The organism is Arthrobacter arnarulunnguaqae, assembly GCF_051262515.1.
In the GTDB taxonomy this organism is placed as follows: Bacteria; Actinomycetota; Actinomycetes; order Actinomycetales; family Micrococcaceae; genus Arthrobacter_N.
The window spans coordinates 41009-54572 of the sequence record NZ_JBIMER010000010.1 but is presented as its reverse complement, the minus strand read 5'-3'; the positions used below and the strand labels follow the sequence as shown (position 1 = coordinate 54572).

Below are 13564 nucleotides of genomic sequence, written 5' to 3'. Positions count from 1 at the left end.
AGATGAAAAGCCGTCGCATGCTCGCATCGATCGCAGGAACCATCGCCGTCGCATTCGCCGTAGCGGGATGCGGAGGTGGTGCGGGCGGCGGAGAAGGGTCGGCAAACGACTTCCCGCAGAAGCGCTTGGACTACATCCTGCCGTTCGACGCCGGTGGAGAGTCGGACATCACGGCTCGCCTGCAGCAGGAGAAGCTTGCGGAGGTCCTCGGCCAACCGGTCAACGTCTCCTACAAGCCCGGCGGCGGCGGCGCCCTGGGCTGGTCCGAGCTCACCCGCACCGCCCCGGATGGCTACAAATTCATGGGGAGCAACCTGCCACACATCATCCTTCAGCCGATGCTGCGCGACGACGCCGGCTACCAGACGGAGGACCTGAAGCAGGTCTATATTTTCCAGAGCACTCCCAACGCCCTGTTGGTTCCGGCAGACAGCGACATCGAGACCTTGGACGATTTCATCGCGGCGGCCAAGGAAAAGCCGGGTGCCATGTCGGTCGGTGGCAGTGGTGACTTCACCGCCAATCACATCGGCACGCTCATGCTGAATGACATGGCCGACGTTGACGTCACCTACACCCCCTTCTCCGGTACTGGTACCGCCGTGCCGGCCCTGCTCGGTGGGCACGTGGATGCGCTGATGTCCTACACCCCGCAAATCTCGCAGCTCGGTGACCAGGTCCGCGCCATCGCCGTCGCCACCGAGGAACGCATGCCCGGGCTCCCGGACGTTCCCACCTTCGCGGAGCAGGGGCACGACCTGGTCGACGGCGCGTACCGCGGCGTCTCCGTCCCGCAGGACACCCCGGACGACGTCGTGCAGGTACTCGCCGACGCCTTCGCGGAGGTCAACCAGGATCCCGACCTCGTGTCGGCCTTCGAGGAGCAGGCCTTCGTCCTGGAGAACTACGGGCCCGAAGAGGCCGCGAAGCTGACCGAAGAGCGGACAGCGGTCTATGAGGACCTGCTGACGAGGCTGGAACTGGTTCCGTAATGTTCGAGGTTCTCGGGCAAGGGCTGCTGGCCAACCTTGCCCCGTCCATGCTGCTCCTGGTGCTCGTCGGCACCTTGAGCGGCATGGCTCTCGGGGCAATGCCCGGCCTGAGCGCCACCATGGGCGTGGCGCTGCTGGTCCCTTTCACCTTCGCCATGGACCCGACCTCCGGGTTGGTCCTGCTCGGCGCCTTCTACATGGGTGCCATCTATGGAGGCGCCTTCACGGCGATCCTCGTCAACGCCCCCGGCACGCCGTCGTCGATCGCCACGGCGCTCGACGGATATCCACTCACGCGGAAGGGGCGCAGCGAATTCGCCATCGTGGGGGCGACCATGGGTTCGTTCGTCGGGGGGATCATCGGCGTCATCGGGCTGATCTTCCTGGCTCCTCCGCTCGCCTCCTTCTCCCTGCGCTTCGGCCCGCAGGAGTACTTCTGGGTGGCGGTCTTCGGCCTGACGATCATCGCGAGCCTGGCCTCGGGGTCGCTGCTCAAGGGGATCATCGGAGGCCTGCTCGGACTGCTTCTGGCCACCATCGGGATCGCACCGGTGGGCGGAGACGTGCGGTTCACCTTCGGCGAGCCGATGATGCAGGGCGGCATCCCCCTGGTGCCGGCCCTGATCGGCCTGTTCACCATTCCCGAGGTCATCCGGCTCATCGCATTGCGCACCCGCGACGCGCACATGGTGGACGAGACCCGCGAGAAAGACCGGCTCGGCGGCATGCTGAAGGAAATCCTCAGCCGCCCGGTGAACCTGGTCCGCTCCGGGATCATCGGGACGTTCGTGGGCATCCTGCCGGGCGCCGGCGGAAGCGTCGCGAACCTGGTCGCCTACAACGAAGCCAAGCGGGCCTCGAAGCACCCCGAAACGTTCGGCGAAGGAGAGATCGACGGCGTCGTCGCCTCCGAGTCCGCGAACAACGGCACCGTCGGCGGCGGATTCATCCCCACGCTGACGCTTGGTGTCCCCGGAACCCCGCCGGACGCCATCATCCTGGGCGTGCTCCTGTTGCACGGGCTGCGCCCTGGCGCGCAGCTGTTCGAAACGTCCGGTCCGCTCGTGTACACGTTCATCATCGCCCTGGCGGTGTCAGCGGTCATGATGGTCCCGGTCGGTCTCGTCGCCGGCCGCGGCCTGCAGCGCGGGGTCATGGCCCTCCCGGTCCGCTACTTGGCCCCCGGCATCATTGTGCTGACGATCATCGGTGCCTACGCCATCCGCAGCTCCGTCGTGGATGTGTTCATCATGCTGGCGCTGGGCATCGCGGCCTACCTGCTGCAACGTGTGGGAATCGGCGGCGCCTCGATCGTCTTGGGGCTCGTTTTGGGCACCATCGCGGAAACAGGCCTCGTCCAAGGCATCCTGACGTCCTCCGGGGAAGCGCTTCCGTGGCTCACCTTCTTCACCCGGCCCATCAGCCTGGTCCTGATCGCCATGTCCGTGATCTCGCTGGCGTGGCCCTTCATCCAAAAGCGCCGGGCCGAGCGGACGACGCCGGTGCGCCGGACCGCACACGGCGCCGGCACCACGGAAGGACGCTGACATGGGAAACATCATCGGTGGCGCAGTGGTCTTGGTGATCTGCCTGGTCTTTTGGGTCCAGCGCGCGTACTCCAGCGACTACGGCGGGATCTTCCCGGACGCCGTCCTGACCGCGCTCGGTGTTCTCGGTGTGGTTCTCGTCGCCCGGGGGGTGATCTGGCGGGACCGTGAAACCGGCTGGAACAGCATCGGGAGGCTCGGCTACAAGGACCTGGGCCGGGCGCTCGTCCTGCTGATCGCGTGGGTGGCATCACTACCCGTCCTGGGATACCTCTTCGGCAGCATCATCTTCTTCACCCTGGTGGCCGCGCTCATGCGCACGTCACGCCCCAACTGGAAAAACATCCTCCTCGACTTCGGCGTCGCCGTCGGCGTCGTGCTGGTTTTCTACTTCGGATTCACGCGGATCCTGTACGTCAACCTGCCCGAATTCACCCTCTAAGACCTTCACAGCAAAGGAACACCCATGACAAGTCCCAGCTACCGCATTGCCGTGATCCCGGGCGACGGGATCGGCACCGAAGTCATGCCGCCGGCGCAAAAACTCCTTGAGCTCACCGGAAAACGCTACGGGTTCGGTTTCGACTGGCAGGAGTTCGAGTGGGGTTGCGAGTACTACGCGCGGACCGGCCGCATGATGCCGGAGGACGGGCTCGATCAACTCGCCGCATGCGATCAGATCTTCTTGGGCGCCGTCGGTTTTCCGGGAGTCCCGGATCATGTGTCTCTGTGGGGGCTGCTCATTCCCATCCGCCGCGCCTTCCAGCAGTACATCAACCTGCGTCCGGTCCGATTGCTGGCCGGCATCGAGAGCCCGCTGCGGAAGGTGCCGGCCGGGGGCATCGACTTCCTGGTGGTCCGCGAAAACAACGAGGGCGAATATTCGGAGAGCGGCGGGCGGCTCTACCGCGGCATGCCGCAGGAGATGGCCATCCAAGAATCGATCTTTACCCGGTTCGGCATGGAACGCGCCATGAACTACGCGATCGATCTCGCCGAGCAGCGCACGGGCCAGCTCGCGTCCGCCACCAAGTCCAACGGCATCATCCACACCATGCCGTTCTGGGACGAGACCCTGCAAAACCTCGCCAAGGACCACCCGGATCTCACCGTTTCCGAATACCACATCGACGCCCTGGCGGCGCTGTTCGTGCTCGACCCGGCCCGGTTCGACGTCGTCGTGGCATCCAACCTGTTCGGCGACATCCTCACGGACCTCGGCGCGGCGATCATCGGCAGCATCGGGATCGCCCCGTCGGCGAACCTGAACCCGGAGAAGAAATTCCCCTCCATGTTCGAGCCCGTTCACGGTTCCGCTCCGGACATCGCCGGCCAGGGCAAGGCCAACCCGCTGGGCCAAGTGTGGGCGGCGTCCATGATGCTGGATCACCTGGGCCACCCGGACGCCGGGCGGGACCTGATCACGGCCATGGAACACGTTCTGACCGAAACCGACATCCGCACCCCGGACCTCGGTGGCACCGCCAGTACGGACGACGTGTCCGACGCACTCGTCGCTGCCTTCCACGCCCAGACGACGCCCTCGGGAGCCACCCGATGAGAATCGTCGAGATCCGCGAACAGACCCTGCCCATCAGTTCCCCCATCCGCAACGCCTTTATCGACTTCACGAAGATGACCCTGAGCCTGGTCGCGGTCATCACCGACGTCGAGCGCGACGGCAGGCCAGTGGTCGGCTACGGATTCAACTCCAACGGCCGCTACGGCCAGGGCTCCCTCATGCGCGAGCGCATCATTCCGCGGATCATGGAGGCCCAGACCGCGGATCTGCTGGATGAGACGGGCAACAATCTCGACCCCGCGCGCATCTGGGACACCATGATGGCCAACGAGAAGCCGGGCGGCCACGGCGAACGGTCCGTCGCCGTCGGCACCCTGGACATGGCCGTCTGGGACGCCGTCGCGAAAATCGAGGAGCGGCCCCTCTTCCGACTCCTTGCCGAGCGGTACGGCGACAACCGGCCTGATCCCCAGGTGTTCGTTTACGCGGCGGGCGGCTACTACCAGCCCGGTCGCGGCATCCAGGGACTGCGCGACGAGATGCAGGGATATCTGGACCGCGGCTACTCGACCGTCAAGGCGAAAATCGGCGGGGCGTCCCTGTCCGAGGACCTTCAGCGGATCGAGGCCGTCCTCGACATGCTTGGCCCGGGCCAGAGCCTCGCGGTCGACGCGAACGGCCGCTTCGACCGCAAGACCGCCATCGAATACGCCCAAGCACTCTCGGCCTACGACCTCTTCTGGTACGAAGAGCCGGTGGATCCGCTGGACTACGAGGCCCAGGCCGACGTCGCGGCGGCCTACGCCAAGCCGCTCGCCACGGGCGAGAACCTGTTTTCCATGCAGGACGCCCGGAACCTCATCCGGTACGGCGGCCTCCGGCCGGACCGGGACTGGCTCCAGTTCGACTGCGCGCTCAGCTACGGCCTGGTGGAGTACCTCCGCACCCTGGACATGCTCGACGAGAACGGCTGGTCGCGCAGCCGCTGCATCCCGCACGGCGGACACCAGATGTCGCTGAACATCGCCGCCGGGCTCGGGCTCGGCGGCAACGAGTCCTACCCGGACCTCTTCCAGCCCTTCGGCGGCTTCCCGGACGGCGTCGAGGTCGACAACGGCTACATCAGGATGCCCGACCTGCCCGGCATCGGCTTCGAGGGCAAGGGCGACCTCCACCGGGTCATGCGGGAGCTGAGCGCCTGATGTGCCCGCTCCCCGGCCGTCCCCTGGTCGCCGTCACGCGCTCGTCGTTGCCAGGCCGCGGCCTGGACCGCCTGCGTGAGCACGCCGACGTCGTGCTTTGGCCGGACGACGACGTCGTGCCGGCCGCCGGCGAGGCGCTCCGGGAGTTCGCCCGGGGAGCCGACGCGGTGCTGGCCGCCTACGCGAAGGTCGACCGGGCCTTCCTCGAGGACGCCCGCGGCCGCGTCCGCGTCGTCGCCCTTCCGAACGCCGGGTACGACGCCGTGGACGTCGCGGCCGCCGTCGAGCACGGGATACCGGTCACCAACACCCCGGATGTCCTCCATGAAACGACGGCGGACACCACGATGGCCCTGATGCTGCTCGCGCGGCGCCTGCTGCTCCCGGCCGTGGACGATTTGCGTGCCGGGCGGTGGAAGCGCTCCACACTCGACGAGCACCTGGGTCTCGATGTCACCGGAGCGACGCTGGGCCTGACCGGCTTCGGCCAGATCGGACAGGCCGTTGCCCGGCGGGCGGCGGGGTTCGGCATGACCGTCCTGCACAGTCTGTCTCGGACCGGAACCTCGGACCTCTCGACGGCCGTGCCCTGGGAGGAAATGTTGGAACGCTCGGACATCGTCTCACTCCACGTCCCGTTGACGGCCGAGACGCGGCATCTGATCGGTAAGCCGGAACTCGAGCGGATGAAGGTCACCGCCACGCTGGTCAACACCGCGCGCGGGCCCGTGGTCGACACCGCCGCGCTGCTGGGGGCGCTCGACGCCGGTGCCATCCACTCCGCCGGGCTGGATGTGTTCGACACCGAGCCGGTCCGGGATCCTTCAAACCCGCTGCTGACCCATCCCCGGATCGCCTCGCTCCCCCACGTCGGTTCCGCCACCCAGGCAACGAGGGAAAAGATGGTCGATCTGGCCGTGGACAACATCCTCGCGGTGCTCCGCGGAGACGCTCCCCTGACTCCAGTCCCCGAGTTCCGCTAACGGAAGAACAACAGCGATACTGCGCCTATCGGGCCCTGTGCTTGCGAAAGTGCCCCTCGACCGTTCGGCCATCACGCACATGCGGCCGGACCCATACTTCAAACGGACCGCCACCACCGGTTGCGGAACCACCCCGGGGTCCGTGGGCAAGCATCTGGACCCGCCCCAGGCTCGGGCCTTCGAAGGCCGTCGCCATGAATTCCAGCGCATCCGGTTCCACCCCGGCCGCAACAGCATCCACGCGCCAGTGGGAGACCGCGCGCGTGATTTTCGCTATCCGCGCGAGGGCCTGTTCCCTCGTGAGACGAAAGGCATCCGCGTGCTCGACCAGCAGCCGCACATCGCGGTCTCCCGGGTCGTCGTCCGGCGTCAAGGGCGTGTCCGAAGTGCCGAAGCGAGACGGGTTCACGTCGAAGGCGGGGGCAAGCCGCCACCCCTTGCCGGTGTGCAGCAACCCGTGGTTGCGCATGTGGTCATCGATGTTGTTGACCAAAACGCCGAACGCCGCGCGGGAGAACAGTTCGGACGCGTCCTCCGTGGGGCTGGCGGAGATGGCCGCGACCCTGGCCGCGAGCCAGGCGTAGTCAGGCCTGTCGTGATCTTCCAACGAGAAGGCGGATCGAAAGCTCATGTAGGGAATCCGCGCATCGCCGTCGCGGTCGAAACGGCGAGTGAGGAAGACGGAGCTCCCGGGGCCCAGCGCGATGGTGCGCGAACGCTGGGTCCTTATGCCAGCGCGGCGCTGAAGGGCCATGGTCGCTGCCTCCCATGCCGAAACATCCCAGGTGTCGGAGGTCCGCGGAAACTTCGCGAGGTGTGTGGTCCCGTCATCGTCCGCCACCCACGCCTTCGGCTGGGCACCGCCGGGAGAAGAACCCACCCCGACAAGCTCCCTCACGCCTGCATCGACCTCACCGGTGTCGTTGAACCGCTGTGCCGCGGCGGTCAGACGGGCGAGGTCCTTGAGTTCGGCGCAACGTCCGTCTTCGGCGAGAAACACACCGTCGCGGCTGAAGCGAAGGGCCCCCTGACGCGTCCTATCGTCAACGGCAAGAAGCCGTTCGATCTCCGTGAGGGGCTTTCGTCTGCGCGCCGGCTCCCCCGTGGAACGCCTCCGCATCTCGGCGTCCATGAGCCTGCGGCCCCACTGGTCCGGCGCCGCGTCGTCGAAAGCGCGGAACACCGACCGGTGGGTGGCAGGCGTGTGCGGCCCCCGCCGCAGCGGCAGGTCCGGGGAGATCGCGAACGACCGGTCGTCGGCCAGCCAGTCGTCCCGGTAAGTAAACGTCAGGGACTGGAACTGATGGCCCGGGCGGACATCGTTGGAGCACTCGCCAACCTGGCGGTCTCCCATCCACACGCCGTAGGTCATTGCGGTCTCCGTCTGGCGCGTTGCCGGCCCAGCAACGGTGCGCGCAACCGGCCCAGCTCGGTTTCGAGCGGATCCGTCGCGACCACCAGGGCGCGGGCCACGTCGAGGACGCGGGCGACGGCCAGGAAGCTGCCGAGTTTTACCCCCGGGTCGCCCTTCTCCACCCGGCGGAGGGTCGGCAGCGAAACATCCGCCCGCTCGGCGGCCAATTCCTGACTGAGCCCGAGCATGATGCGCCATTGACGCAGATGTTCGCCCATTTCCTGTGCCTCGTCCACAAACACCTCCTACAACCTAACAATACTTACACGTGGCTATATATGACATAGGAGAACCTATGAATAGTGTTGTATTCTCAGTCCCTGAACAGCGACCTGACGTCCTCCGCGTCGATGGCCGAGCCGAACGCCGCGTCCTCGTCCATGACGGCGGAGAACAGCTTGGCCTTCTTCTCCTTCAGCGCCATGACCTTCTCCTCGATGGTGTCCTTGGCGACCAGCCGGTAGACCATGAGGTTGCGCGTCTGCCCGATCCGGTGTGCCCGGTCCACGGCCTGGTTCTCGCTCGCCGGGTTCCACCACGGGTCCAGCATGAAGCAGTAGTCCGCCTGCGTGAGGTTCAGCCCGAACCCGCCCGCCTTCAGGCTGATCAGGAACACCGGCACGGAGCCGCCGGTGAACTTCTCGATCACCTTGCCGCGGGACTTGGTGCTGCCGTCGAGGTACGCGTACGGGATCCCGGCCTCGCCCAACCGTTGCGCGGCCTTGCCCAGGAACGACGTGAACTGGCTGAACACCAGCGCGCTGTGCCCCTCGGCCACGAGGTCGTCGAGCTGTTCGAGCAGCGCGTCGAGCTTGCTGGAGGGCACGCCCGCGTACCGCTCGTCGACCAGCGACGCGTCCAGGCTGAGCTGGCGCAGCATGGTGAGCGAGCGGAAGATCTGGAAGCGGTTCTTGTCCATCTCGTCGATCATCCCCAGCACCTTCTGCCGTTCGCGCTGCAGGTGCCGCTGGTAGATGGTGCGGTGCTTCGGCGAGAGCTCCAACTCGAGGACCTGTTCCTGCTTCGGCGGCAACTCGGTGGCGACCAGCTCCTTGGTGCGGCGCATGATCAGCGGACGGATCCGGCGTCGCAGTTGCGCCAGGCGCTCCTTGTCCCCGTCCTTTTCGATCGGCTTGCGGTAGACCTCGTCGAACTTCTTGGCGGACGCGAACAGTCCCGGGGAGGTGATGGCGAACATCGACCACAGCTCGGAAAGGTTGTTCTCCATCGGCGTTCCGGTGATCGCCAGCTTGAACGACGCCGGGAACTCGCGCGCCTGCGCGGCGGCCTTCGTCGCGGGATTCTTCACGAACTGCGCCTCGTCGAGGATCAGTCCGGACCAGTCGTGGCGCGCGTAGTCCGCGTTCTCCAGCCGGAAGAGGGCGTAGGAGACGACGACGACGTCGGTCCCCTCCAGCACCGCGCCGAGTTCCATGCCGGTGCGCTTGAGCGTCTCCCCGACGACGGCGGTGCGCAGGCTCGGCGCGAAGCGCGCCGCCTCGGTGGCCCAGTTCGGCACCACGGAGGTCGGCGCGACCACGAGGAACGGCTTGGCCCGCTCCCCAGCGGACCTGGCCCGGTCGTGCGCGTGGAGCATCAACGCGATGGTCTGGACGGTCTTGCCCAGCCCCATGTCGTCCGCCAGCACCCCGCCAAGCCCGTGGTCGTGGAGGAACGCCAGCCAGGAGAAACCCTGCTGTTGGTAGGGGCGCAGTTCGGCCTGTAGCGCGGCCGGCGGAGCGGTCGGCTCGATCGTCTCCAGTTCCAGGAGGCCGCCCACGGACAGCCTCCACGATTCGGCCTGCTCCGCGTTGGCGGACAGTTCCACCAGTTCGTCCCAAAGGGAGGCCTGGTGCCGGCTGATCCGCAGGCCCTTGGATTCGCGGTCCTGCAGGGTGCGCGCCTCCTCGATGAGCCGGCGGAGCTGCCGGTATTCGGGCTTGTCCAGGGAAAGGTAGGCACCGTCGTCGAGCAGCAGGTAGTCCTCCCCCTGGGCGAGTGCGACGAACAGCTGGTCGAACGGGATCTCGGCGCCGCCCAGATGGACCTGAACGCCGAGGTCGAACCAGTCGCTGGTCCCGGATTCGCTGGCGCTGACGGAGATTTCGGGGGAATCGGTCAACTCGACGTACTCGACCTCCTCGCCCTGGACCTGAACGGAGACGCCGTCCAACCCCTCAAGCAGCGGCATGGCCTCGGCGCTGAACCGCGCGGCGTCGACACCCTCGAGCTCCAGCGGCTCGATGCTGCCCCGGATCCCCAGCAACGGTTGCGGAAACGCCGACCGCCATGCGCCGGGAAAATCGTCCAACACGCCCGTCACGCGGTGCAGCACGCTTGTCTCGAACTGGCGGTCCCGGCGGCCCTGTCCGTCGTCGACCAGCGGCAGGTTCCGCGCGCCCTCGGTGCCGTAGTCCCACGTCCACGCCAGGCGCAGGCCGGTGACATCGGGCTTGTTGCGGGGGCCTCGGCGCCGGAAATGGCCGGCCGTGAGCCAGAGGTGCGGGGGCACCGGTTCCGGCACCTCGATCGATCCGTCGCTGGAGCCGAGCGTCGTCAGCCGTCCCAGTTCGGGGACGTAGTCGCTCAGGAACGCGGCACGGCCGTTCCGCGGAATCTCCAGCGGCTTGCGGTCCTCCAACAACTGCACGACGACGCCGGGCACTTCCCCGACGGACGGCGCCAGGTGGACGGGCCGCTCGCGCGCCGGAACGTCCGGCTGGTCCTGCCACCAGACACCGTGGCCGGACTGCCCGATGATACCCAGCTCGAGCCCATCGCCGGACAACGGGGCCGCGGCGTCGCCGTGCCCGTTGAAGTGGATGGCCGGCGCGACCCGTAGTTTGCCGTTGGCGTCCACGAGGTCCAGCCCCACGGCCACCGGGGCGTGGATGGTCAACCGGGCGGCGGCCGTCGCGCCGCGCAGCACGATTCCCGCGTCGTGCGCCCCGGCCAGCAGCTGCCACAGGACCGGCGAGGCGAAGTCCTCGAGGTAGATGGCGTTCTGCCCCTGCGCGCCGGCGTGGAGGACCACGAAATCCTCCATCCAGCGCTTCTGGGCGTCGCTGAAGGATGTTTGTTGCTGCTGGTAGGAGTAGTGGTGGTTGCCGTAGGGCGAGGGTCCGAAGCCACCCCAGCGCAAATTGCCGTAGATCCAACGGCCCTTGTCGTTCAGCGTGACGGGCCGCAACGAGAGCCGCCGCTGCTTCTTCCGGCGCCGCCCGCCGACGTCGACCACCTCGAATTGGACCCCGAGCGGGCCGGGCGCGTCCGTGGCTTCGTCGCCGCCGAGCATCGCATCGAGTTTGCGCCGCCAAGGCGGCAACTGCTTGACGGGTGCGGCCGAGGCCCGTTCCGCGGCCCGCATGGCGGCGTGGGAGGCGGCCAGCAGGAGCGCAGCGGTGTGCTTGCAGCGGCTGCGCATCGGGCAGGAACACGCCGAGATGCCCGGCTGCGGGTTCGTTCCGCGGGTGAAGGTGACCAGCGTCCGGTAGGGAGTCGGCGGGGCCCCCTCCACGTAGGCGGCGACCTGCCGGCTCTCCGGGTTCCACTCGATCCCGCCGACGCGGTCGTCGTCGAAATAGTCGATCCCGCGCTCGAAGGCCGCGGCGCCGACGAATTGCCGGATCTCGACGGGATGCAGCATGGGTGGGTACGGCGGGTTCGGCTGGGGGGTCACCGGGTCATCCTACCGATGCGCCGCGGCGGGCCGGGACCGGACGACGCCGGCACGGGGCCTCCGGGCCGCGCGGCGCCGGGCCCGCGGCCTACGGAACCAGGTAGTCGCCGTCCCGCGCGTCGGTGATCAGCATGTGCCCGGGGGCGTGGCCGATCGCCAGCGAGGGCCGGGATTCCATGACGGCGGCCTGCGGCGTGACTCCGCACGCCCAGAACACGGGGATGTGGCCCTCCGGAATCGCCACGGCGTCCCCGAAGTCGGGCCCGCCGAGGTCGGCAATCCCCAGTTCGGCCGGGTTCCCCACATGCACCGGAGCCCCGTGCACGGCGGGATAGCGGGAGGTGATCCGCACGGCGTCGGACACCTGGGACGCGGGGATGGGACGCATGGAGACCACCAGCGGTCCGGACAGGGACCCGGCGGGTGCGCACCGCCGGTTCGTGCGGAACATCGGCACGTTGACGCCCTGCTCGATGTGCGCGACCGGCACGCCGCCGTCGAGCAGCGCCGATTCGAACGTGAAACTGCAGCCGACGATGAACGTCACCAGATCCCCGCGCCAATACGCGGAGATGTCCGTCGGCTCGTCCACCAGCTCGCCGTCCCGGTACACCGTGTACTTGGGGACGTCCGTGCGGATGTCGCCGCCCGCCAGCAGCGGGCCGGTGGTTTCGCCGGCGTCGAGCACTCCCAGCAGGGGGCAGGACTTCGGGTTGCGCTGGGCGAAGAGGAGCACGTCGTAGGCCTGCGCCTTCGGCACGATCATCAGGTTCGCCTGCGCGTATCCCCGGGAGACGCCCGCGGTCGGCGCGACGAGACCGCCGCGGAACAGTTCGCGGGCGCGGGCGGGAGCCAGCGCGGCGTGGTTTTCCGGAAGCACGGTGCCGGCGCCCGCCTTTGCCATGCCGCTACGCCCAGATCTTCGAGAGGCTCAGGATGGCGTTCCACCCCAGGAAGACGGTCAGCAGCCAGGTGGTGACGCCCATGATCAGGAGCCACTTCGGGTACGCGTACCCGTGCAGGAGGTCCCGGCGGCGCCAGGCCACGTAGAGAAGCACGCCGAAGCCGACCGGAAGAATCAGTCCGTTGAACGCGCCGGCGAAGATCAGCAGCTGCTGCGGGGCCTGGCCGAGGAACAGGTAGATCACGGCGCAGACCGCGATGAACGCCACGGTGATCAGATTGCGCTTGCGCTCGGAGGTCCTGGAGGAGGTGATGAAGGAGACGGAGGTGAACGCCGCGCCGATCACGGAGGTCAGGGCCGCGGCCCAGAGCACGACGCCGAAGAGCCGCATGCCGATTTCGCCGGCCGCCGCGCCGAACGCCTCGGCTGCCATGTTGTCGCTGGTCAGCGCGACGCCGCCGGCGACGACGCCGAGGATCGCGAGGAAGAGCAGGACGCGCATGACGCCGGTGACGATGATGCCCAGGACGGAGCTGCGGGTGATCTGTGCGACGTGCTCGATGCCCGTGGCGCCGGAGTCCAGCATGCGGTGCGCGCCGGCGTAGGTGATGTAGCCGCCCACGGTCCCGCCGACCAGGGTGGTGATGATCAGGAAGTCGATCTTCTCCGGCAGGAACGTGTTCCGCAGCGCGTCGCCGACCGGTGGGGCGGCGACGATGGCCACGTAGATCATCAACAGGATCATGATGGCGCCGAGTAGCACCACGATCCGGTCCAGGGCCATGCCGGCCTTCTTGCTGACGAAGATCATGATGGCGACCAGCGCTGACAGGCCGCCGCCGATCTTCGGGTCGACGCCGAGCATGGCGTTGGCGCCGAGGCCGGTTCCCGCGATGTTGCCGATGTTGAACACGACACCGCCGATGAAGACGAGTCCCGCGAGGAACCAGCCGATTCCGGGGAGGACCTTGTTGCCGAGTTCCTGGGCGCGCAGGCCGGAGACTCCGATGACGCGCCAGACGTTCATCTGGACGGCGATGTCCACGAGGATCGAGACGAGGATCGCGAATGCGAAGGCGGCACCCAGCTGGACGGTGAAGACCGTGGTCTGGGTGATAAAGCCGGGGCCGATGGCGCTGGTGGCCATCAGGAACATCGCGCCGAGGAGCGCGGTGCGCCTGGCCGAGTGGCTCAGGTTGATTTTGGTGCCGGGCTGGTTGGTGCCGGTTTCTGCCATGGGGGTATCCGTCCGGTGCGGTGACGCCAGTCACAGGGTTGTTGAATGGAACCCTACAGGTTGTTCAACAATGCGCGCAAGGGA

The 13564-nt window shown here is 67.6% G+C and carries 11 protein-coding genes; 6 read left to right on the top strand and 5 right to left on the bottom strand.

Annotated features, from left to right (window positions below; all coding sequences use genetic code 11):
- The first annotated feature begins 2 nt into the window (after nt 1-2).
- From ACHAAJ_RS10690 to ACHAAJ_RS10665, 6 genes are read left to right on the top strand one after another with little or no spacing between them, the layout of a single operon-like run.
- On the top strand, nt 3-992 hold the full coding sequence (locus ACHAAJ_RS10690; RefSeq protein WP_435728126.1) for a tripartite tricarboxylate transporter substrate binding protein: 990 nt from the start codon (nt 3-5) through the stop codon (nt 990-992).
- A complete protein-coding gene (locus ACHAAJ_RS10685) occupies nt 992-2539 on the top strand; it encodes a tripartite tricarboxylate transporter permease (protein ID WP_435728125.1) in 1548 nt (515 codons plus the stop codon). The genes ACHAAJ_RS10690 and ACHAAJ_RS10685 overlap by 1 nt, the downstream gene beginning before the upstream one ends.
- 1 nt (nt 2540) lies before the next feature.
- On the top strand, nt 2541-2981 hold the full coding sequence (locus tag ACHAAJ_RS10680; protein ID WP_435728124.1) for a tripartite tricarboxylate transporter TctB family protein: 441 nt from the start codon (nt 2541-2543) through the stop codon (nt 2979-2981).
- A gap of 24 nt (nt 2982-3005) precedes the next feature.
- Nucleotides 3006-4100, top strand: coding sequence for a tartrate dehydrogenase (locus ACHAAJ_RS10675; RefSeq protein WP_435728123.1), 1095 nt, complete (start codon nt 3006-3008; stop codon nt 4098-4100).
- Nucleotides 4097-5263, top strand: coding sequence for a mandelate racemase/muconate lactonizing enzyme family protein (locus ACHAAJ_RS10670; RefSeq protein WP_435728122.1), 1167 nt, complete (start codon nt 4097-4099; stop codon nt 5261-5263). Before ACHAAJ_RS10675 ends, ACHAAJ_RS10670 begins: the two co-directional genes overlap by 4 nt.
- Nucleotides 5263-6246, top strand: coding sequence for a 2-hydroxyacid dehydrogenase (locus ACHAAJ_RS10665; protein ID WP_435728121.1), 984 nt, complete (start codon nt 5263-5265; stop codon nt 6244-6246). The genes ACHAAJ_RS10670 and ACHAAJ_RS10665 overlap by 1 nt, the downstream gene beginning before the upstream one ends.
- A gap of 25 nt (nt 6247-6271) precedes the next feature.
- Here the strand turns inward: ACHAAJ_RS10665 and ACHAAJ_RS10660 are convergent, their stop codons facing one another.
- The 5 genes from ACHAAJ_RS10660 to ACHAAJ_RS10640 all read right to left on the bottom strand — a co-directional run bounded on the left by ACHAAJ_RS10660 (nt 6272) and on the right by ACHAAJ_RS10640 (nt 13480).
- Nucleotides 6272-7600, bottom strand: a complete 1329-nt coding sequence (locus tag ACHAAJ_RS10660; RefSeq protein ID WP_435728164.1) for a type II toxin-antitoxin system HipA family toxin — start codon at nt 7598-7600, stop codon at nt 6272-6274.
- Between the two features lie 14 nt (nt 7601-7614).
- A complete protein-coding gene (locus ACHAAJ_RS10655; RefSeq protein ID WP_435728120.1) occupies nt 7615-7896 on the bottom strand; it encodes a helix-turn-helix transcriptional regulator in 282 nt (93 codons plus the stop codon).
- 77 nt (nt 7897-7973) lie between these two features.
- Nucleotides 7974-11339: an SNF2-related protein gene (locus ACHAAJ_RS10650; protein ID WP_435728119.1), complete on the bottom strand. Its 3366-nt coding sequence runs from the start codon at nt 11337-11339 to the stop codon at nt 7974-7976.
- Nucleotides 11340-11427: 88 nt separating this feature from the next.
- Nucleotides 11428-12243, bottom strand: a complete 816-nt coding sequence (locus ACHAAJ_RS10645) for a putative hydro-lyase (RefSeq protein WP_435728118.1) — start codon at nt 12241-12243, stop codon at nt 11428-11430.
- A gap of 4 nt (nt 12244-12247) precedes the next feature.
- Nucleotides 12248-13480, bottom strand: a complete 1233-nt coding sequence (locus ACHAAJ_RS10640) for an NRAMP family divalent metal transporter (protein WP_435728117.1) — start codon at nt 13478-13480, stop codon at nt 12248-12250.
- Nucleotides 13481-13564: the final 84 nt, after the last annotated feature.